The sequence below is a fragment of the Sphingopyxis sp. C-1 genome (genome assembly GCF_001047015.1).
GTDB lineage: Bacteria > Pseudomonadota > Alphaproteobacteria > Sphingomonadales > Sphingomonadaceae > Sphingopyxis.
The window spans coordinates 971,409-988,562 of the sequence record NZ_BBRO01000002.1; the positions used below are offsets into that span (position 1 = coordinate 971,409).

General features: G+C 64.1%; 22 protein-coding genes. 10 read left to right on the plus strand and 12 right to left on the minus strand.

The genetic code is table 11. The features are described from left to right. Positions 1 to 3 precede the first annotated feature (3 nt). From fliL to fliS, 10 genes are read left to right on the plus strand one after another with little or no spacing between them, the layout of a single operon-like run. On the plus strand, positions 4 to 612 hold the full coding sequence (gene fliL, locus SC1_RS19225; protein WP_062186091.1) for a flagellar basal body-associated protein FliL: 609 nt from the start codon (positions 4 to 6) through the stop codon (positions 610 to 612). Continuing rightward, positions 609 to 1,547, plus strand: a complete 939-nt coding sequence (locus tag SC1_RS19230) for a flagellar motor switch protein FliM (RefSeq protein ID WP_062186093.1) — start codon at positions 609 to 611, stop codon at positions 1,545 to 1,547. The genes fliL and SC1_RS19230 overlap by 4 nt, the downstream gene beginning before the upstream one ends. Beyond that, complete coding sequence (gene fliN, locus SC1_RS19235) at positions 1,540 to 1,872, plus strand: flagellar motor switch protein FliN (protein ID WP_062186095.1); 333 nt, start codon at positions 1,540 to 1,542, stop codon at positions 1,870 to 1,872. The genes SC1_RS19230 and fliN overlap by 8 nt, the downstream gene beginning before the upstream one ends. Further along, positions 1,872 to 2,150 (plus strand): flagellar biosynthetic protein FliO, encoded by a 279-nt coding sequence (locus SC1_RS19240; protein ID WP_039577703.1) that lies wholly within the window; start codon positions 1,872 to 1,874, stop codon positions 2,148 to 2,150. The genes fliN and SC1_RS19240 overlap by 1 nt, the downstream gene beginning before the upstream one ends. Next, on the plus strand, positions 2,140 to 2,910 hold the full coding sequence (gene fliP, locus SC1_RS19245; protein ID WP_062186097.1) for a flagellar type III secretion system pore protein FliP: 771 nt from the start codon (positions 2,140 to 2,142) through the stop codon (positions 2,908 to 2,910). The genes SC1_RS19240 and fliP overlap by 11 nt, the downstream gene beginning before the upstream one ends. A 4-nt stretch (positions 2,911 to 2,914) precedes the next feature. Next, positions 2,915 to 3,184: a flagellar biosynthetic protein FliQ gene (locus SC1_RS19250; RefSeq protein WP_039577709.1), complete on the plus strand. Its 270-nt coding sequence runs from the start codon at positions 2,915 to 2,917 to the stop codon at positions 3,182 to 3,184. Positions 3,185 to 3,191: 7 nt separating this feature from the next. Continuing rightward, a complete protein-coding gene (gene fliR / locus SC1_RS19255) occupies positions 3,192 to 3,971 on the plus strand; it encodes a flagellar biosynthetic protein FliR (protein ID WP_062186099.1) in 780 nt (259 codons plus the stop codon). A 3-nt stretch (positions 3,972 to 3,974) separates the two neighbouring features. Next, a complete protein-coding gene (gene flhB, locus SC1_RS19260; RefSeq protein ID WP_062186101.1) occupies positions 3,975 to 5,114 on the plus strand; it encodes a flagellar type III secretion system protein FlhB in 1,140 nt (379 codons plus the stop codon). Between the two features lie 44 nt (positions 5,115 to 5,158). Next, positions 5,159 to 6,529 (plus strand): flagellar filament capping protein FliD, encoded by a 1,371-nt coding sequence (gene fliD, locus SC1_RS19265; RefSeq protein WP_062186103.1) that lies wholly within the window; start codon positions 5,159 to 5,161, stop codon positions 6,527 to 6,529. Positions 6,530 to 6,540: 11 nt separating this feature from the next. Beyond that, positions 6,541 to 6,930, plus strand: coding sequence for a flagellar export chaperone FliS (fliS, locus tag SC1_RS19270; RefSeq protein WP_062186105.1), 390 nt, complete (start codon positions 6,541 to 6,543; stop codon positions 6,928 to 6,930). Between the two features lie 189 nt (positions 6,931 to 7,119). Here the strand turns inward: fliS and SC1_RS19275 are convergent, their stop codons facing one another. The 12 genes from SC1_RS19275 to SC1_RS19330 all read right to left on the minus strand — a co-directional run bounded on the left by SC1_RS19275 (position 7,120) and on the right by SC1_RS19330 (position 17,153). Next, entirely contained in the window at positions 7,120 to 8,193 is a 1,074-nt protein-coding gene (locus SC1_RS19275) for a sigma-54-dependent Fis family transcriptional regulator (RefSeq protein ID WP_062186107.1), read from the minus strand. A gap of 180 nt (positions 8,194 to 8,373) precedes the next feature. Further along, positions 8,374 to 9,237, minus strand: a complete 864-nt coding sequence (locus SC1_RS19280) for a flagellar motor protein MotB (RefSeq protein ID WP_062186109.1) — start codon at positions 9,235 to 9,237, stop codon at positions 8,374 to 8,376. Next, a complete protein-coding gene (gene motA / locus SC1_RS19285; RefSeq protein ID WP_062186111.1) occupies positions 9,237 to 10,100 on the minus strand; it encodes a flagellar motor stator protein MotA in 864 nt (287 codons plus the stop codon). The genes SC1_RS19280 and motA overlap by 1 nt, the downstream gene beginning before the upstream one ends. Before the next feature lie 100 nt (positions 10,101 to 10,200). Continuing rightward, a complete protein-coding gene (locus tag SC1_RS19290) occupies positions 10,201 to 11,031 on the minus strand; it encodes a flagellin (RefSeq protein ID WP_062186113.1) in 831 nt (276 codons plus the stop codon). 13 nt (positions 11,032 to 11,044) lie between these two features. Further along, positions 11,045 to 12,370 carry a flagellar hook-associated protein FlgK gene (flgK, locus tag SC1_RS19295; protein ID WP_062186115.1) on the minus strand — a complete coding sequence of 442 codons (1,326 nt, stop codon included), beginning with the start codon at positions 12,368 to 12,370 and terminating at the stop codon, positions 11,045 to 11,047. Further along, positions 12,367 to 12,684: a rod-binding protein gene (locus SC1_RS19300; RefSeq protein ID WP_083436005.1), complete on the minus strand. Its 318-nt coding sequence runs from the start codon at positions 12,682 to 12,684 to the stop codon at positions 12,367 to 12,369. The genes flgK and SC1_RS19300 overlap by 4 nt, the downstream gene beginning before the upstream one ends. Then, positions 12,681 to 13,790 carry a flagellar basal body P-ring protein FlgI gene (locus SC1_RS19305; RefSeq protein WP_083436006.1) on the minus strand — a complete coding sequence of 370 codons (1,110 nt, stop codon included), beginning with the start codon at positions 13,788 to 13,790 and terminating at the stop codon, positions 12,681 to 12,683. Before SC1_RS19305 ends, SC1_RS19300 begins: the two co-directional genes overlap by 4 nt. 14 nt (positions 13,791 to 13,804) lie before the next feature. Then, the gene (locus SC1_RS19310; RefSeq protein WP_238586809.1) at positions 13,805 to 14,413 is read right to left on the minus strand and encodes a flagellar basal body L-ring protein FlgH; all 609 of its coding nucleotides are present in this window, start codon (positions 14,411 to 14,413) and stop codon (positions 13,805 to 13,807) included. A 31-nt stretch (positions 14,414 to 14,444) separates the two neighbouring features. Next, positions 14,445 to 15,230: a flagellar basal-body rod protein FlgG gene (flgG, locus tag SC1_RS19315; RefSeq protein ID WP_062186119.1), complete on the minus strand. Its 786-nt coding sequence runs from the start codon at positions 15,228 to 15,230 to the stop codon at positions 14,445 to 14,447. A 12-nt stretch (positions 15,231 to 15,242) separates the two neighbouring features. Then, a complete protein-coding gene (gene flgF, locus SC1_RS19320; RefSeq protein ID WP_062186120.1) occupies positions 15,243 to 15,986 on the minus strand; it encodes a flagellar basal-body rod protein FlgF in 744 nt (247 codons plus the stop codon). Between the two features lie 35 nt (positions 15,987 to 16,021). After that, positions 16,022 to 16,849, minus strand: coding sequence for a flagellar hook-basal body complex protein (locus tag SC1_RS19325; protein ID WP_062186122.1), 828 nt, complete (start codon positions 16,847 to 16,849; stop codon positions 16,022 to 16,024). A 4-nt stretch (positions 16,850 to 16,853) separates the two neighbouring features. Beyond that, complete coding sequence (locus tag SC1_RS19330; RefSeq protein ID WP_062186124.1) at positions 16,854 to 17,153, minus strand: flagellar hook assembly protein FlgD; 300 nt, start codon at positions 17,151 to 17,153, stop codon at positions 16,854 to 16,856. Between the last annotated feature and the right edge of the window lies 1 nt (position 17,154).

A 17,154-nucleotide genomic window follows, 5' to 3' on the forward strand; every position in this document is an offset into this window, starting at 1 on the left:
ACCATGGCCAAGGATAATGTCGAAGGCGCCCCCAAGAAAAAGGGCAAGTTCAAGAAGCTGCTGTTCATCGGCATCGCCGCCATCGCGCTGATCGGCGCGGGCGCGGGTGCCGGCATCTATTTCGGCGCGCTCTCCGCACATGAGGCGAAGCCTGAGGATCATTTTCCCAAGCTTGTCGTGCGCAGCGAAGGCGAGGCCGAAGCGGCCGGTGCCGAAGGCGAGGAAAAGGAAGCGCCGCCGAAGGTCGGCACCGTGTCGGTCCCGAACGACAAGTTCAAGGTCGATCCCAAGAAATATGAGATCACCTATTATCCGATCACCGACAGCTTCACGACGAACCTTGCCGACGGTTCAGGCTTCCTGCAGATCGGTATCAGCCTTTCGACCTTCTATGACGGCAAGGTTATCAATAATATCAAACGGCAGGCCGTGCCAATTCGTTCGGTCGTGCTAATGGTGCTCGCCGAACAGGATCCGGCTCTGCTCTCCACATCACAGGGGAAACAGCGGCTTCAACGTCAGTTGACCGCCGCAATCAACGATGTGCTGCGTGAAAAGGAAGGTTTCGGGGGTATCGACAATGTCTATTTCACAAGCCTGGTGATTCAGTGACCACCAGCACCAAAACCGTCAAAGCCGTGAAGGCACCGGCCGCAGCTGCGGCCGCACCTGCGGACACCAAAGAGTCGCTGCTGCTGCGCAGAGCAGCGGACGGCTATGCCTTCCCCGCGCTTGAGAGCGTGGCGAACCAGTTTGCGCGCAGCTTGCGCGATCTCGTCCGCGCGCTCGGCGCGCCGGCGATCCAGGTCGAACGGTCGGGCGCCGAACAGATGAGCTTTGCCGAGTGGAGCGCGTCCGCGGCCCCCGCCATTTTCTGGCGCTATCATGCACCGCCGCTCAAGGGCCCGGTGCTGCTCGCAGGGTCGCGCTCGCTGCTGCTCCAGCTGGTCGACATCTTCTACGGAGGTCGCGGCCAGCTCGCCGCCGAGCGCGAGGAACTGACCGACGCCGAGGATCGCTTCGCAGCACGTCTCGGCCGTGACATCGGTTTGCAACTTGCCGCCGCATGGCGCGGCAAGCTTGCGATCGAACCCGAACTTGATTGCGTCACCGCCGACCCCGCAAAGCTCGCCGCAGTACGCGCCGACGATGAATTGTTCGTCCAGCGCTTCACGCTGCGCGGCGCGCCGTTCGAGGGACGGACGATCATGTGCGCCTATCCCGTCGCCGCGCTGCGGGGGATCGCAGGCGACGAACTGCTTCCCGACATGCAGGCGAATGGCGGCGGCGACCCTGTTTGGGCGGGCGCGCTCGACAAGGCGCTGCGCGACGTGCGCATGCCGGTCCGCTCGGTGCTCGCACGTCCAGAGATCAGCCTCGTCAAGTTGCTCGCGCTCGAGGTCGGCGACATCATCCCGCTTACCATGCCGCGCCATGTGCCGGTGACCGTCGCCGGACGCAGCTTCGCGCTCGGCAGCATCGGCGAAGCCAATGGCAATGCCGCGATCATGATAGACCATATCGAAAAAGGACCGGACAATGACTGATATCAGCGACGCCCCGAAGGCGCGCGCCGACCGGCGCGACAAGAGCATTGCTGCCGCGCCCAATTTCGACCTGCTTGCCGGCGTCTCGCTGCGCGTGTCGGTCGAGGTTGGATCGACGTCGATGACGCTTTCCGAACTGCTTGCGATCGACGAGGGCAGCGTGATCGAACTCGACCGCGCCGCGACCGACCTCCTCGACATCTACGCCAACGGCACCCTCATCGCGAAGGGTGAGATCGTCAGCGTCGACGGCCGCTATGGCATTCAGGTTGCCGAAGTCGTCGCGCCCGCACGCGGCCTCGAAGGTTTCGAGCGGAGAGGCTGATGTTCGAATATATCCTCCGCCTGCTCATCCTGCTGCCGCTCGTCGGCGGCATGGCGTGGGGCAGCCTGTGGCTGTGGAAGCGCGTCCAGATGGGCGTACCGCTCGTCGGCGGCGCCACAAAGACGCGCGCAGTCGAAATGATCGACGTGCTTCCGCTCGGCCCGGGATCGAAGCTCGCGGTGGTCGAATTCGCGGGACAACGCGTGTTGATCGCGGTTTCGCGTAACGGGATTACCCGCATCGCCGACGACAGCCAGGGCGATTTCCATGCGGACTGATCGCCGCTTCTGGCTGCGCGCCGCCGCACTCGCGGGCGGCGCCGCGCTGCTTTGTGCGGCGCCTGCTGCCTGGGCGCAGGCGGCGGACGGCCTCAATCGCGCGGTGAGCGAAATCGGCGGCGACGGTCGGCCGCTGAGCCTGTCGCTCCAGATCCTAGTCCTGATGAGCCTGTTGACGGTGCTGCCGTCGCTGCTGCTCATGATGACCAGCTTTACACGCATCATCATCGTGCTGTCGATTCTGCGCCACGCGCTCGGGCTACAGCAAACGCCGCCGAATCAGGTACTGGTGGGCCTCAGCCTCTTTCTCTCGCTATTCGTGATGCAACCCGTGATCAGCGAAGTGAACCGCGTCGCGATCGAGCCTTATGGCCAGGAACAGATCGACATCGGCGAGGCTGTGTCGCGCTCGGGCACCGCGCTCCACGGTTTCATGATGAAGCAGACGCGCAAGACCGACTTGATGATGTTCGCCAAAATCGCGAAAGCGCCGACCTATGCGAGCCCGAAGGACGTGCCTTTCTCGATCTTGCTGCCGGCGTTCGTTACCAGCGAGCTCAAGACCGCGTTCCAGATCGGCTTCCTGATCTTCCTGCCCTTCCTCGTCATCGACCTGATCGTCGCCTCGGCGCTGATGTCCTTGGGTATGATGATGTTGTCACCGACGATCATCTCGATGCCGTTCAAGCTGCTGCTCTTCGTTCTCGTCGACGGCTGGGCGCTGACGATGGGATCGCTCGCTTCCTCTTTTGTGAGTTAGCGGCGTGGAGGCTGACTATTTCATTGGGGTGGCACAGCAGTCGCTGTGGATTCTCGCGCTCGCCTCGGCGCCGCTGCTGCTGCCGGTGCTCGTCATCGGCGTGCTGCTCGGCATGGTACAGGCTGCGACATCGATCAACGAACAGACGCTGACCTTTGTACCCAAGCTGATCGTCGCGGCGATCTGCCTCGCTATTTTCGGCGGCAGCATCCTTGTTCTGCTCACCGATTTCACCCGCGAAATCTTCGCGCAGATCCCCAGCCTGGTGAAGTAATCCAGGGATGAATCCCGCCGACATCCCGAACATCGAGGCGATGCTTCAGCTGTGGATGCTGGGGATGATTCGTCCCGGCGCGGCGTTCATCGCCGCACCGGTGTTCGGCGCGACGAGCGTGCCGGTGCAGTTGCGGCTGGTGATCGCACTCGCGGTCGGCGTGCCGGCGGTTGCGGCATCGGGCATGGCGCTACCGCCCGAGGGTATCGTCTCGGTACCGGGCTTCTTCTTCGTCATCGGAGAGGTCGTGATCGGGCTGGCGATCGGTTTCGTACTCCAGATGGGTCTTGCCGCCGCGCTGCTCGCGGGCGAAGTGATCAGCAACGCGATGGGGCTTGGCTTCGCGTCGATGGTCGATCCGCTTAGCGGCGCGTCAAGTTCGGCGATCGGCCAGTTCCTATCAATGATGGCGACCGCGCTGTTCCTCGCCGCCGACGGCCATCTCTTGCTGATCGACATCGTGGTGAGCAGCTATACTGCGCTGCCCCCCGGCAATGCCTTCCCGTCGTGGGACGCGATCGGCGGCGTCATCCGCTTCGGCAGCCTGATGTTCGCGGCGGGCCTGACCATCGCCATGCCGGTCGGATTCGTGCTGATCCTGGTCCAGATCATCATGGGCGTGATCGGCCGCTCAGCACCCGCACTCAACCTGTTCGCGGTCGGCATTCCCGCGACATTGCTCGCGGGGATCGTCCTTCTTGGGGTAGCGACGCCGGCGATGGCTGAGGCGGTCGCGCATATCCTGTCCGACGCTCTCGACGCCGCACGAATGGTGGCGGGGATCTGATCGATGGCGGAAGGCAGCGACAAGGACCAGAAGACCGAACAGCCGACGGCAAAGAAGCTCACCGATTCGGCCCGCGAAGGCGATGTGCTGATGTCGCGCGAGCTGGCGACCGCGCTGATGATGCTCGCCGCCGCGGGTTGGATCGTCGCCGCCGGCGGCTGGTTCGTCCAGTCGGCGAGCGACCTCGTCCGTCGCGGGCTGACGCTGACAGCCGCCGACGTCGCCGACTTCGCTCCCGGCGAAGCGCTGATGCGCAACGGAGTCGAGATATTGCTGCCGCTGGCAAGCCTGTTCGCGCTCGCGCTGGGCGCCGCGGTCGCGGGTCCGGCGATGCTCGGCTCGATGGGTTGGCGCGGCAAAGCCCTGGGTTTCAAGGGCAACCGGATGAACCCGATGAGCGGCCTAAAACGCATGTTCGGGATGCAGGGCGCGACCGAGCTCGGCAAGGCGCTGGCGAAAGTGCTCCTGCTCGGTACGATCGGTTACTGGTTGGTCCAGAACAGCCTGCCCGCGATCATGTCGATGGCGCAGGCCGACCTGATGGCCGCGATCGGCCTCGCTGGAAAGGCGATCGGCCATGCGATGCTGACCCTCGCGGGCGGCCTTGTTGTCATCGCGCTGATCGACGTGCCGGTGCAATGGTTCCAGCGCAACAAGCGGCTGATGATGAGCAAGCAGGAGATCAAGGAGGAGATGCGCCAGTCCGATGGCGCGCCCGAACTCAAGCAGGCACAGCGCCAGCGGGCGCATGAGATTTTGAGCGGGTCGGCGCGCAAGGCGGTGTCGGAGGCGACCGTCGTCCTGACCAACCCGACGCATTTCTCTGTCGCGCTGCGCTATCGCCCAGGGGACGACGCGGCCCCGGTCGTCGTCGCACGCGGGCGCGGGGATGTCGCGCTGTCGATCCGCGAGCTCGCAAGAACCGCCGGCGTCCCGATGCTCGAATATCCCCAGCTCACGCGTGCTATCTATTTTACCGCACGCGCTGGCCGCGTGATTCCCGAGGAACTCTTCGTCGCGGTTGCGACCGTGCTCGCCTTCGTGTTCCAGCTTGAGCGCGCCGCCGCCGAAGGGCTCACGCAGCCCGCGGTCGATATCCCGCCGTCGCATCGTTTCGATCCCGAGGGTCGCCGACAGGCTTAATCTTCCCCGCGCACCGCCGTTAAGGAGTGCGAAGGATATTTGCCATGGTCAGTTCAATTGCCAACAGCCTGGGCTTCGGGTCCGGCCTCGACGTCAAACAGCTTGTCACCGACCTGTCGAATGCGTCGCGCGATCCCAAGATTAAGCGCATGACCGAACTGACGCAGGCGAATCAAACGCGCATCAGCGCGCTTGCGCAGGCGCGGTCGGACCTCGACGGGTTTGCCAATTCGCTGGGCCAGATGGTCAGCGACGGCACGCTCCGCAGCACGCCGACGGTTTCTGACGAAAGCGTGCTCAGCGCCACCAGTCGCGCCGGCCTTTCCGCCGACAGCTTTGCCGCGACCGTCGTGGTGAACCAGCTCGCGCGTGCGCAGACCAATTATTCGGGCGTCGTCGCCGACCGCACTGCCGCGATCGGCGCGGGGACGATGACGCTGACCGTCGGAGGCGTCGCCAAGACGATCACCATTGACGCGACGAACAACAGCCTCGACGGGCTGGCCAATGCTATCAACGCGAGCGGAGCCGGCGTCACGGCGTCGATCATCGCCGACGAAGGCGGCCAGCGCCTGATCCTGAAAGGCCCGACGGGCGACGTCGGCGCCTTTACGCTTACCGCCGACGCGGGTGCCGATCCGGGACTCGCCGCCTTCTCGACCAGCGGCGGCATGACCGTCGGCCAGACTGCGGCGAACGCTGAATTCACGATCGACGGAGTGGCATTCAGCCGCGCGAGCAATATCATCGACGATGTCGTTCCGGGCATGTCGCTGACGCTGAAAAAGGCAGCCCCCGGACAGGGCGTCGACATCGGCGCGAGCCGGCCGCTCGACATGATCAAGCAGACCGTCGGCGATTTCGTCTCGGTCTATAACCAGCTCAAGAAAAGCTTGGTCGCAGCCTCGAATATCTCGGGCGCCGGGTCTTCGCTCCGCGAACTCGAACGCGAACTCGGCAGCCTCGTCAATAAGGTGCTGTCAAGCCACGGCACGATTAACAAACTGTCGGATATCGGCATTTCGACGACGAAAGAGGGCCTGCTCTCCGTCGACAACGCCAAGCTCGACAAGGTGCTCGCCAGCGACGCGGGGGCGGTCGAGGCGCTGTTCAATCCGCGCCGCGATGCAACGCACACCGAAACCACCGATCCGGGCATCGCCTTTGCGCTCGATGCGATCCGGGACAAGGCAGTCGGAACCAACGGCGCGATTGACCGCGTGTCGAAATCGCTCGATGCCAAGAAGGAAAATCTCGCCGACCAGCTCGAAAAGATCGAGGAACGCGAGTCCGCGTACAAAAAAAGGCTCGAGAAGCAATATGGCACGCTCGAAGCCAAGCTTGCGGCATTCAAGGCCACGCAATCCTATCTCGAACAACAGATCAAGCTCTGGTCGAACCAGGGTAACGACTAAAGGCCTCCGACGTGACCGCTACAGCCTCAACCGTCCGGGCGACCGGGCTTTACCGCCGATTGCAGAACGAAAGTCGCGCCGCGGCCGCCGACCCCGTCGAACTCGTCACCATGCTCTATGACGAGTTGGAGACCGCCGTCGGCGTGCTCGGGGCGATGGTACGCCAGGGGCAGCGTATTTCGGCGACCGAGCCGGCGCATCGCGCCCGTGCAATCCTGATCGGCCTCGACGTCAATCTCGACCGTGACAAAGGCGGCGATGTCGCGACGGCTCTATCGCGCGTCTATCGCAGCATGCGACGCAAGCTTGATGATGCCGTGGCGGCGAACAGCGCCGAGGGGCTGGCCGAGCTGCTCGAAGGAATTCTGACGATCAGTGCCGCTTGGCGCCAGCTCCGCTGACACCGACCCGATCAGCCGACGGCAAAACGGCCCGCCCTTTCTAATGAAAGAGCGGGCCGTTGCCGTTTGTGGGCTTGCGAGCCCGCTGGTTACCCGGCCGCCCAAGGTGGGGACGGGCGGCCGGGTGGTGCGGGAGCGGACCAGAGCTCCCTTTTCCAGCGGGTGCTGAAACTCGTATCGCAAGGCCGGTCAGGCAGCCTGCTGGTGAACCCCATATTTGCGCATCTTTTCGATAAGCGTCGTGCGCTTCAGCGTCAGGAGACGCGCAGCTTCCGAAATGATGCCATCGGCAAGGTCGAGCGCGACGTGGATCTGTTCGAGTTCGATTGTCTCGATCTCACGCTTGAGGTCGATCGGGCGCCCCGGCGCCGGCGTCTTCGTCTGCGGCGCGGCCGAAGCGAAGGGCGCGGCGGCAAAGTCTTCCGCGCTGGCCTGCACCGCGGCAGGGCTGCTGGGGACAGCCTGCCGCGGCGCAAGCGCTGCGGTGGGGTTCAGAAGGATGACGACATCTTCGAGACCGAGCGTCTCGCCGCCATGGAGAACACTGGCGCGTTCCACGAAGTTACGCAGTTCGCGGACGTTGCCCGGCCAAGCGTGCTGCATCAGCAGCGCCATAGCGGCATCGTCATAGCGGCACTTGGTCTCCGCCGTCATGTTGCGCTGGAAGTGACGGATGAGCGCCGGAATATCCTCGGCGCGGCTGGCAAGGCTGGGGACCTGCAGCACAACCACGCCGAGCCGGAAGAACAGGTCTTCGCGGAATTTGCCATCGGCGATCGCAGCGCCGAGATCCTGATGGGTGGCCGAGATGACGCGGACGTCGACGGCCTTAACCTCGCTGCTGCCAACGCGGACGATCGTCCGGTCTTCAAGCACGCGGAGCAGTTTCACCTGCATGTCGAAACGCATGTCCCCGATTTCGTCGAGGAAGAGCGTACCGCCCTCGCTCGCTTCGAAATGGCCGATGCGGCGGGCATGGGCGCCGGTAAAGCTGCCCTTTTCATGCCCGAACAATTCGGATTCGATGAGTTCGCCGGGGATCGCGCCGCAATTGATCGCGGAAAAGGCTTTGCCCGAACGAGCGCCTTCGTCGTGGATCGCACGGGCGACGAGTTCTTTGCCGGAGCCCGACGGGCCGCAGAGCATCACCGAGGCGTTTGAACGCGCCACGCGGCGGATCATCTCGCGCAGCCGGCAAGCCGCCGCGCTCGTGCCGATGATCAGCGCTTCGAGCGCCGGATTATTGTTATGCCCCACAGTCATTCTGGTCTCCACCGCACCGCCCGCTCGGTGCCCCTTCGATGGATTCAGGAATTGACGAAACTGGTAAACAAAAGCTTATCGGCCGTTAGCTAAGTCATTCATAACAAAGCGATATTGCCAGTTTGGCAGCATCTGTCGCGCAATCGCGTTAACTAACGTCGATATACTGCCAAACTGGCACTAATTGTCTCCAGCGGATCGCCAGCCGAGCGTGATCGAGATGCGGCGATTGCGCGGATCGAATCGGTCGGAGGGGACATAGGGCTCCCGATCGGCGACCCCTTCGATACGCGAGAAGCGGCCTGAGGAGATGCCGCGGAACTCGAGATAGTGACGCGTGACCTCGGCGCGGTCGACCGACAAGCGCCAGTTGTTCGTGCCCGACTTCGCTGACCAGGGCGCGGCATCGGTATGGCCGCGGATCATCACCTGGTTCGATACGGCCGCGACCGGCTTGGCGATTTCGCTGAACAGCCGCGCGCCGTCCGCGGTCAACTGGCTGGTGCCGATCACGAACATCGAGAAATCGGCGTCGTCGATGACATCGATACGCAGCCCCTCGAGGGTTTCGGTAAAGCGGAGGTTCGGCGCGAGACGCTTGAGGTCGCCCTTGCTCTGCAATTGCTGCATCAGCGTCTGCGCGAGGCGCTGGAAACGTTGTTTGTCGCTCGCACGCTCGCGGCCCGACGCTTCGCGCGGCCCGCCGTCGGCGTCGCGCGGAATTGTCATCGCGCGCGTCCCCGTCTGCGCCGCACCGTGCGGATATTTGTCGACCGAGACGAGCGAGTCGCCGCCGAACAGGCCGTTCGACCCAGCCGTGTCCTGCTTGCTCTGGACGATCGTCGGCGCGAAATAGTCGGCAAGCGCCTTGCGCTGCTTTTCGTTCGTGGCGCCGAGCAGCCACATCAACAGGAAGAAGGCCATCATCGCGGTGACAAAGTCGGCATAGGCGACCTTCCACGCGCCGCCGTGGTGGCCGCCGTGCGCTTCCTGGATCACCTTCTTGACGATGATCGGCCGCGGCATGTTGGGACGCGCGGCCATCAGCGACCCCGCATTCCGTCAAAGACTTCGGCAAAGCTGGGCTGGTTGCTGTGGTCGACACCCGAGCGCGCAGCCTCGATCACCAGCGGCTGCGGATGGCCGTGGAGCGACGCGATGATCAGCTGCTTGACGGTGTGATAGATGGCGTTGTCGCTTTCGATCACCGACTTCGCTCGCGTCGCGAACGGGCCGACGAGACCATAGGCGAGAAGCACGCCGAGGAAGGTGCCGACGAGCGCCGAACCGATCATCCCGCCGAGGATCGCCGGCGGCTTGTCAATCGAACCCATCGTCTTCACGACCCCGAGCACCGCGGCGACGATGCCCAGTGCGGGCAGCGCGTCGGCGAGGCTCTGCAGGCCCTCGGCAGGTTTCATCGAATGATGGTTGTGGCTCTTCAGCGCATTGTCCATCACCTCTTCGACCGCGTGCGGATCAAGCGTGCCCGACGATACGACGACGAGGCGCAGCGTATCGCAAATCAGGTGGACCAGCGTATCGTCCTTCAGAAGCTTGGGATATTGCTGGAAGATCGTCGAGTTCTTCGGATCCTCGATATGCGGCTCGACCGCGACCGGCCCTTCGGTGCGCATCATCTTCATCAAGGTGGAGACGAGCAGGATGCAGTCGAGATAATCCTGCTTCTTGTACTGCGGGCCCTTGAAAACCTTGCCGAGCCCGCCGCCGAGTGCCTTCAGGTCAGCGCCGGAATTGCCGATGATCAGCGACCCGAGCGCGGCGCCACCGATGATCAGCATCTCGTGGGGCAGCGCGTGCATGACGGGACCCAGATTGCCCCCGGTCAGCGCGAAGCCCCCGAAGACCAGCAGGATCAGTACGACAATGCCGACAACGGGAAACATGTGCGAGCAACTCCATTAGGAACCGGCTGTCGAGGCCGGCCTCCGCAAATTCAGGGCGTCTTGATGATTAACGGCAGCAACGCCGCAAAGTTGAGGGGCGTCAGTTCAAAATATCGAACAAGGTCTGGCGGTTGATCTTTGCAAAGGCCGCCTGCGCCGCCTGCAGCGTCAGATCCTGCGCATTGAGCTGCGCGATCGCGACGTCGAGGTCGGTGTCCTCGATATCCGATCGTTCGTCCTTGAGCGTGATCCCGCGCACCGCGAGCCCGTCGCCAATGCGATCGAGCCGCCCGCCCGCCAGGCCGATTTCGGCATGTTTGTCGGCGACATGACCGATGGCAGTGGCAAGAGCGCCCATCGAGGCACTCATCCCGGCCTTGTCGCCAGCAGCCACCGCCGTGGCGGCATCGCGGATGCCGGTGGAAAGGCTATTCCCGCCGATAACGAAAACATCCGCTGCCGAAGGAACCGGCGCGAAGGTCACGTCGGAATCGAAGCGCATCACACGGGCGGTGCCCGTCGCGAATACGGGTTCGCCATTGGAATCGCGCGTCGCCGCGAGTGCGTCGAGTTCGTCGGCAATCGTGCCAAGCTCGGCGGCGATCGTCGCGCGGTCAGCGGGGTTCGCCGTATCGCTCGACGCCGCAATCGTCAGCTCGCGCGCGCGCGTCATCAGATTGGTCACCGACTTCATCACGCCGTCGGCCTGCGACACGAGCGCCGACGCCGAATTGATGTTCGACGACCATGCGGACATGCTCGATTGGGTCGTGCCGATCGTCGCGATGCGCCGCGCCGCAACCGGATCGTCGGACATGCGAAGCAGTTTCTTGCCGCCCGAAATCTGGATCTGCGTCCGCTCAAGCGCATCGGCGAGTTTTTGTTGGCGCGCTATTTCGCGCGTCATGCGATTGCCCACGGCGTTGATCATGATCCTGCCTTCCTTACAGCGAGCTCAGGAGCGTCTGCATCGTTTCGCGCGCGACCTGAATCGTCCGCGCGGCGGCCGAATAGGCCTGCTGGAACCGCAGCAACTCGGCGGCTTCGGTATCCAGATCGACTTGGCTGACGCCATCGCGCGCAGCCGCCGACGCATCGGCGCGCGTTGCTGCGGCGGCGCCCTGCGCGCGCGCCGACGAAACGGCCTGCGCCTGCGTCGCGAGATGTCCCGACCAGCGCGCTTCGGGATCGTTCGCGCCGCGCATCGTACCGAGCGCCAGCATATTGCCGTTGCTGCCCGATGCGTTGGCCGCTGCCACCTGATCGGGAGCCAGCGCCGTCGCGGTCAGCGTTGCCGCGCTGGTGCCGGTGAACAGGGGCTGGCCCGGATTGCCATTGGCGTCGGTACCCGCCTGATGCGCGGCGTTGAGCTGGCTCGCGAACTGCGTCGCCATCGTATCGAGCGATGCTCGCTGGTCGGCAACATGGTTCGCGCCCTCCGCAAGACCGGCGAGCGAGCCCGTCGAGATCGCGAGCGGCGAACCACCTACGCTGTACGACAGGCGGCCATCGGGCGCCGCAGTGACTGAGATCGGGTTCACCACGCCGCCGCCAACGAGCAGGTCGCCCGATCCGGCCGCGCGCAACGTCACCGCGCCATTATTGTCGAACGTCGGACTGACGCCCGCCTGCGACGACAATTTGTCGAGCAGCCGGTCGCGTTCGTCGAGCAGGCTCGCCTCGTTTGTGGAACCCGGCCGCGCCTTGCGCAGCCCGACGTTGATCTGTTCGAGCGCATTGAGGTCTGCGTTGAATTGGTCGACGCCGCTCGCAGCCGCCCCCTCAATCCCCTCGCCCATCTTGTCGAGCTGGTTCGCGGCGGTACGGAAACCCGAGGCGATATCGTCGACCGACTGCAGGAACTGCGCGCGCAGCGTCCGGTTCGTTGGATCGGAGGTCAGCTGGTCGGCCGTGGTATAGAGCTTGGTAAGCCCGGTCTTGATTCCATTGGTTTCGTCGCTGAGTGCGCCTTCGACCTTGTCGAGCCAGGAGAGCTTTACCCCCGAACGTTCAGCATCGCCGGAAGTGATGCGCGAATCTTCGATCAACCAGCCGTCGACCGAACGATCGAGACCGCGGATGTCGACCCCGCCGGGATTGGTGTTGCCGCGATAGAAGATCGAGTTGCCGCCGCCGACGGCCTCCATCATCTCAAGCCGCCGCCGCGCATATCCGGGCGTCTGGGCGTTGGCGATATTGTCGCCGATCGTCGAGAGCGCGCGCGAATAGGCCTTGAGCCCGCTATAGCCGATGCCGAGAAGGTCGCTCATTGCACGCCTCCCCCGGCACGACCAGCGAGACCGGCAAGCTGGCCGCGAAACTGCTGCTCGACCATGTCGGCGATCCCGAACTGGCGCATCGCGGCCAGGCTGTCGGCAGTGCGCGCGTCGGCCATTTCGCGAAAATTGTCGGTCGCGCTCGATCCGAAAATGTCGTCGCCAAGCTTCGCCTGCCGCATCGAGGCCATCAACTGGCGCAGGATCACGGCTTCGAAAGCCTCGGCCGCCTTGCGCAGCCCGCCATCGCCGCCGCCCGCGGCAGCGGGAGACGGGGTGGCACCGATCGAAGAAATGGAGCTCGTCATATGATCACCAGTTCCGCAGTGAGTGCGCCGGCCTGGCTCAGCGCCTCGAGAATGGCGACAAGGTCGCCGGGAGGAACGCCCATGCGATTGATCGCATCGACGAGTTCAGAAAGCGAAGCGGTCGGCTTGACCAGCATCACCGGACGATAGTCCTGCTCGACGCTGATATCGCTCGACTGTTCGACTGCGGTCTGACCGCGGCTGAATGGAGCCGGTTGCACGACCGTCGGCGATTCCTTGATCGAGACGGTGAGCTTGCCCTGCGTGACCGCCGCGGTGCCAACGCGGACCGCGCCATTGATAACGACCGTTCCGGTGCGCGCATTAACAATTACTTTTGCAGGAGGCTCGGCGCGCTGGACGCCAAGGTTCTCAATCTGCGAGATCAGCCGCATGCGCTCGTCACCGCTGCCCGCCGCGCGAATGGCGATGCTGGCACCGTCGATCATCGATGCCGAGCCGGGTAGCGCGGCGTTGATCGCATCGGTCACCCGCTTGGCATTGGTGGCATCGAACTGATGCAGGTTGAAAGTCAGATAGCTCGAAGTCGCAAAGCCGGTATCGACCGCGCGTTCGACCGTCGCACCGCTCGCGATGCGGCCGCTCGACGGCACATTGACCGTCAGCTTCGACCCGTCGGCGGCATCGACGCCGAGCCCGCCGATGACGAGATTGCCCTGCACCATCGCATAAATCTGGCCGTCGGCGCCATAAAGCGGCGCGAGCACGAGCGTGCCGCCGCGCAGGCTTTTGGACTTGCCGATCGCCGACACCGTGACGTCAAGACGTTGACCGGGTTTGGCGAAGGGCGGCAGTTCGGCGGTGATCATCACGGCCGCGGCATTTTTGAGCGCCGGATTGACCCCCGGCGGCAAGGTCAGGCCAAAGCGCGATACCGCGCCCTTCATGCCCAGCGTCGAATAATCGAGGCTGTCGTCACCAGTGCCCGCGAGGCCGACGACGATGCCGTAGCCGGTGAGCTGGTTGGCGCGCAGGCCCTGGAACTGGCCCATATCCTTTATGCGCTCAGCGTGCGCGGGCGCCGCAAAGGCGAGACTCGCGACGAGGAGCGCAAAAAGGGTGAACAGGGTCGGACGCTGGGTCACTTCAAATTCCTCTGTTAGAACGGGCTGATGATCGAGAAGAAGCGCTGCAACCAGCCTTGCTGGCTTGCGCGGGCGATCTCGCCCTTGCCGACGTAACGGATTTTGGCATCGGCTACGCGCGTCGACAGGATGCGGTTGTCGGGGCTGATGTCGATCGCGCGGATGATCCCCGAAATCTGGACGCGTTCGTCGCCGCGATTGAGCGTGAGCAGCTTTTCGCCGCGCACGAACATCGTCCCGTTCGGATAGACTGCGGCGATCGTCACGCTGACTTCCCCCGACAGCGCGTTCGACTGCGACGCATCGCCCTTGCCCTTGAACTGCTGACCGCCGCCCGCCGCGATATCGCTGGGGCTGAACAGCGACAGCGGACCAGTGGTCGGCGGGGTCAGGCCGATGCTGCCGTCGCGCTGTGTGCCGGCGGCATTGCTCTTCGTTGCCGCCGTGCGCTCGACGAGCTGGATCGTGACGATATCGCCGACGGCGCCTGCGCGGCCGCCCGAGGTGAGCGCGACATAGCTGCCCTGAAAGATCGAGCCATTCGCCGGCGGCGATGCCGGCGGTGCCGGCATCGAAACCGAAAAGGCATCGGGCGGCAGCTTGTCCTTCGCGAGCGCCGTCATGGGCGCCAGCGCGAGGGTCAGCATCACCAGTTTAGAGAGTCTGCGAGGCATTTTTCATCATCTCGTCGGTGGCCGAGATCATCTTCGAATTGACCTCATAGGCGCGCTGCGTCTCGATCATGTCGACGAGTTCCTCGACGACATTGACGTTCGATCCTTCGAGCATGCCGCCACGCAGCGTTCCACGACCTTCCTCACCAGCGCCGCCGACAAGCGGCGCGCCCGAGGCCTGCGTTTCGACGAGCATATTGCCGCCGATCGCCTGCAGCCCCGCCGGATTGGCGAAGCGCGCAATTTCGATCCGCCCGAGTTCAAGCGCGGTGCCGTCGGCGCCCGTCGCCGAAACGGTGCCGTCGAGCCCGATCGTCACATTGCTCGCATCTTCGGGAATCTGGATCGCGGGGCTCAGCGGCTTGCCATCCGAGGTCACGATCGTGCCGTCGGGGGCGCGGCCGAAATTGCCCGCGCGAGTATAACCGGTTCGTCCGTCGGGCATTTCGACCTGGAAATAGCCGGCGCCGTCGATCGCGACGTCGAGGCCGTTGCCCGTCGTCTGGAACGTGCCCTGCGTGTCCATGCGCGCGGTACCATTGAGCGCAACGCCGGTACCGAGATTGAGACCGGTGGCATAACGGTTTTCCGCCGTCGACGGCGCGCCCGGCGCGGTCATCATCTGATAGCTCAACGTCTCGAAGCTTGCGCGGTCGCGCTTGAAGCCCGTGGTGTTCACGTTGGCGAGGTTGTTGGCGATCACCTGCATCCGGAAGCCCTGGGCATCCAGACCGGTCCGCGCGACGTGCAAAGCACCGATACTCATTTCATATTCTCCTTAACGGGGGAGCTGCATCAGATTGGCGGTCGCGCTGTCCATGTCGCGCGCGTCGCTGATCATCTTCAATTGGGTGTCCCAGCTGCGGCTCGCCTCGATCATCTCGACGAGCGCGGTGGTGGCGGTGACGTTCGATCCTTCGATCGAGCGGGTCAGTAACCGCGCTTCGGGATCGTCGGGCAGGATGCCGCCGCCCTTCACGCGAAACAGGCCATCGAGCCCCTTGGCGATATCCGACCCAGTCGGGGTCGCGAGACGGAGCCGGTCGACTTCCTGCGGGTTTTCGGGATCGCCGCCCTGCGGAACGATCCATACACGGCCTTCCTGATCGATATTGATCGCGTCGGCGGGCGGGATCGTCACCGGGCCCTGCGTCCCTTGCACGGGACTGCCGTCGCCGGTGGTGAGCAGCCCGCTTGGCGAGATCTGCAGATCGCCGCGGCGCGTATAAGCCTCTTCGCCATTCTTGGCCTGCACGACGAGCAGCGCGTCACCTTGCATCGCGATATCGAGGTCGCGGCCCGTCTGGGTGACGGTGCCGGCCTTCATATCGGCGCCGAGCACTTCCTCGGACGACATGGCGCGCGCATCGAGCCCGCTGCCATCGAGCCACAGCGCCTGCGCGCTCGCCATGTCGGCGCGGAAACCCGGCGTCTGGGCGTTCGCCAGATTGTTGGCGATCGCCGTCTGCCGGGACATGCTGCCCCGCATCGCGGCGAGGCTGGTATAGATAAGGCGGTCCATCTGATTACTCCCGGCAGGCGGCGGTCAGCGATGCGTCAACGCATGCCGATGATCGTCTGGGTCAGCTGCGACGCGCCCTCGATCGCTTTGGCATTCGCCTGAAAGTTGCGTTGCGCCGACATCAGCATCACCAGTTCCTCGGTGATATCGACGTTCGAGCGTTCGAGCGCGCCCGAGCGGATCGCACCCATCGGGCCATTGGTTGCGGCATCGATCGTGGGCGGGCCGCTTTCGCCCGTCGACTGCCAGTGCGCGTCGCCGGTCGGGCGTAGGCCCGACATCGTCGGGAAAGTCGCCATCGCGACCTTCCCGAGCACCTGATCTTCCCCGTTCGCAAAGGTCGCGGTGACGAGACCATCGAGGCCGATCGAGACGTTGACGAGACCCGAGGTCGGGTCCGTCGGAGCCCCCGCGGGCAGGCGCATGTCGAAGGCGCCGGCCAGCGTATTGTTGGTGACATTGCCGTTCGCGTCGACCGGAAGAAGCTGCAGCTTCGCGCCCGTCGAATCGATGACATAGCGGTCGGGGGTCGGTTCGAACGAGCCGTTGCGCGTATAGGTGATGGCTTCACGCGGGGGCTCGCCCTTCACGATGAACATGCCTTCACCGACGATCGCGAGGTCGAGCGTCTTTTCGCTCGCTTCGTACGACCCTTGCGTGAACTGCTGGGTGATGCCGTTGAGGCGCGTGCCCTGGCCAGCGATCATCTTCGTCGACTGCGTCGGCGACGAGGCGAAGATATCGCCGAACTGCGCCTTGCTGCGCTTGAACCCGATCGAGCCGGCGTTCGCGATATTGTTCGAGATGACCGACATGTCGGTCTGCGCGCCCTTAAGGCCCGAAAGCGAAGTATAGAATGACATGGACTTATCCTTCCTGCGTGGTGGGGGTCGAAGGCTGAGCAGCCTTGATGTCTTTGAGCAGCTGGGTCTGCGCGGTGAGCTGTTCCGAAATCTTCGAAAGCACCGTGTTCGTCTCGCTGATCCCGGCGAGGCTCGAAAATTGCGCCATCTGCGCGACCATCTGCTGGTTATCGACCGGGTTAAACGGATCCTGCTGCGAAAGCTGCGCGGTCATCAGGCGCAGAAAATCGCCCTGGTCCATCTGCTGGCTGGTGCCTTTGGGGTGGATCACGGGGTTGTTGTTGGTGATGCTGTTGACGCTCATT

Excerpts from the sequence above, each read along its gene's own strand:
- fliL (WP_062186091.1), top strand. The coding sequence starts at position 4 with ATGGCCAAGGATAATGTCGAAGGCGCCCCCAAGAAAAAGGGCAAGTTC.
- fliN (WP_062186095.1), top strand. The coding sequence starts at position 1,540 with ATGACTGATATCAGCGACGCCCCGAAGGCGCGCGCCGACCGGCGCGAC.
- SC1_RS19240 (WP_039577703.1), top strand. The coding sequence starts at position 1,872 with ATGTTCGAATATATCCTCCGCCTGCTCATCCTGCTGCCGCTCGTCGGC.
- fliP (WP_062186097.1), top strand. The coding sequence starts at position 2,140 with ATGCGGACTGATCGCCGCTTCTGGCTGCGCGCCGCCGCACTCGCGGGC.
- fliR (WP_062186099.1), top strand. The coding sequence starts at position 3,192 with ATGAATCCCGCCGACATCCCGAACATCGAGGCGATGCTTCAGCTGTGG.
- flhB (WP_062186101.1), top strand. The coding sequence starts at position 3,975 with ATGGCGGAAGGCAGCGACAAGGACCAGAAGACCGAACAGCCGACGGCA.
- fliD (WP_062186103.1), top strand. The coding sequence starts at position 5,159 with ATGGTCAGTTCAATTGCCAACAGCCTGGGCTTCGGGTCCGGCCTCGAC.
- SC1_RS19275 (WP_062186107.1), bottom strand. The coding sequence starts at position 8,193 with ATGACTGTGGGGCATAACAATAATCCGGCGCTCGAAGCGCTGATCATC.
- SC1_RS19280 (WP_062186109.1), bottom strand. The coding sequence starts at position 9,237 with ATGGCCGCGCGTCCCAACATGCCGCGGCCGATCATCGTCAAGAAGGTG.
- motA (WP_062186111.1), bottom strand. The coding sequence starts at position 10,100 with ATGTTTCCCGTTGTCGGCATTGTCGTACTGATCCTGCTGGTCTTCGGG.
- SC1_RS19290 (WP_062186113.1), bottom strand. The coding sequence starts at position 11,031 with ATGATCAACGCCGTGGGCAATCGCATGACGCGCGAAATAGCGCGCCAA.
- flgK (WP_062186115.1), bottom strand. The coding sequence starts at position 12,370 with ATGAGCGACCTTCTCGGCATCGGCTATAGCGGGCTCAAGGCCTATTCG.
- SC1_RS19300 (WP_083436005.1), bottom strand. The coding sequence starts at position 12,684 with ATGACGAGCTCCATTTCTTCGATCGGTGCCACCCCGTCTCCCGCTGCC.
- SC1_RS19310 (WP_238586809.1), bottom strand. The coding sequence starts at position 14,413 with ATGACGGCGCTCGCGAAGGACAAGCTGCCGCCCGATGCCTTTTCGGTT.
- flgG (WP_062186119.1), bottom strand. The coding sequence starts at position 15,230 with ATGAGTATCGGTGCTTTGCACGTCGCGCGGACCGGTCTGGATGCCCAG.
- flgF (WP_062186120.1), bottom strand. The coding sequence starts at position 15,986 with ATGGACCGCCTTATCTATACCAGCCTCGCCGCGATGCGGGGCAGCATG.
- SC1_RS19325 (WP_062186122.1), bottom strand. The coding sequence starts at position 16,849 with ATGTCATTCTATACTTCGCTTTCGGGCCTTAAGGGCGCGCAGACCGAC.
- SC1_RS19330 (WP_062186124.1), bottom strand. The coding sequence starts at position 17,153 with ATGAGCGTCAACAGCATCACCAACAACAACCCCGTGATCCACCCCAAA.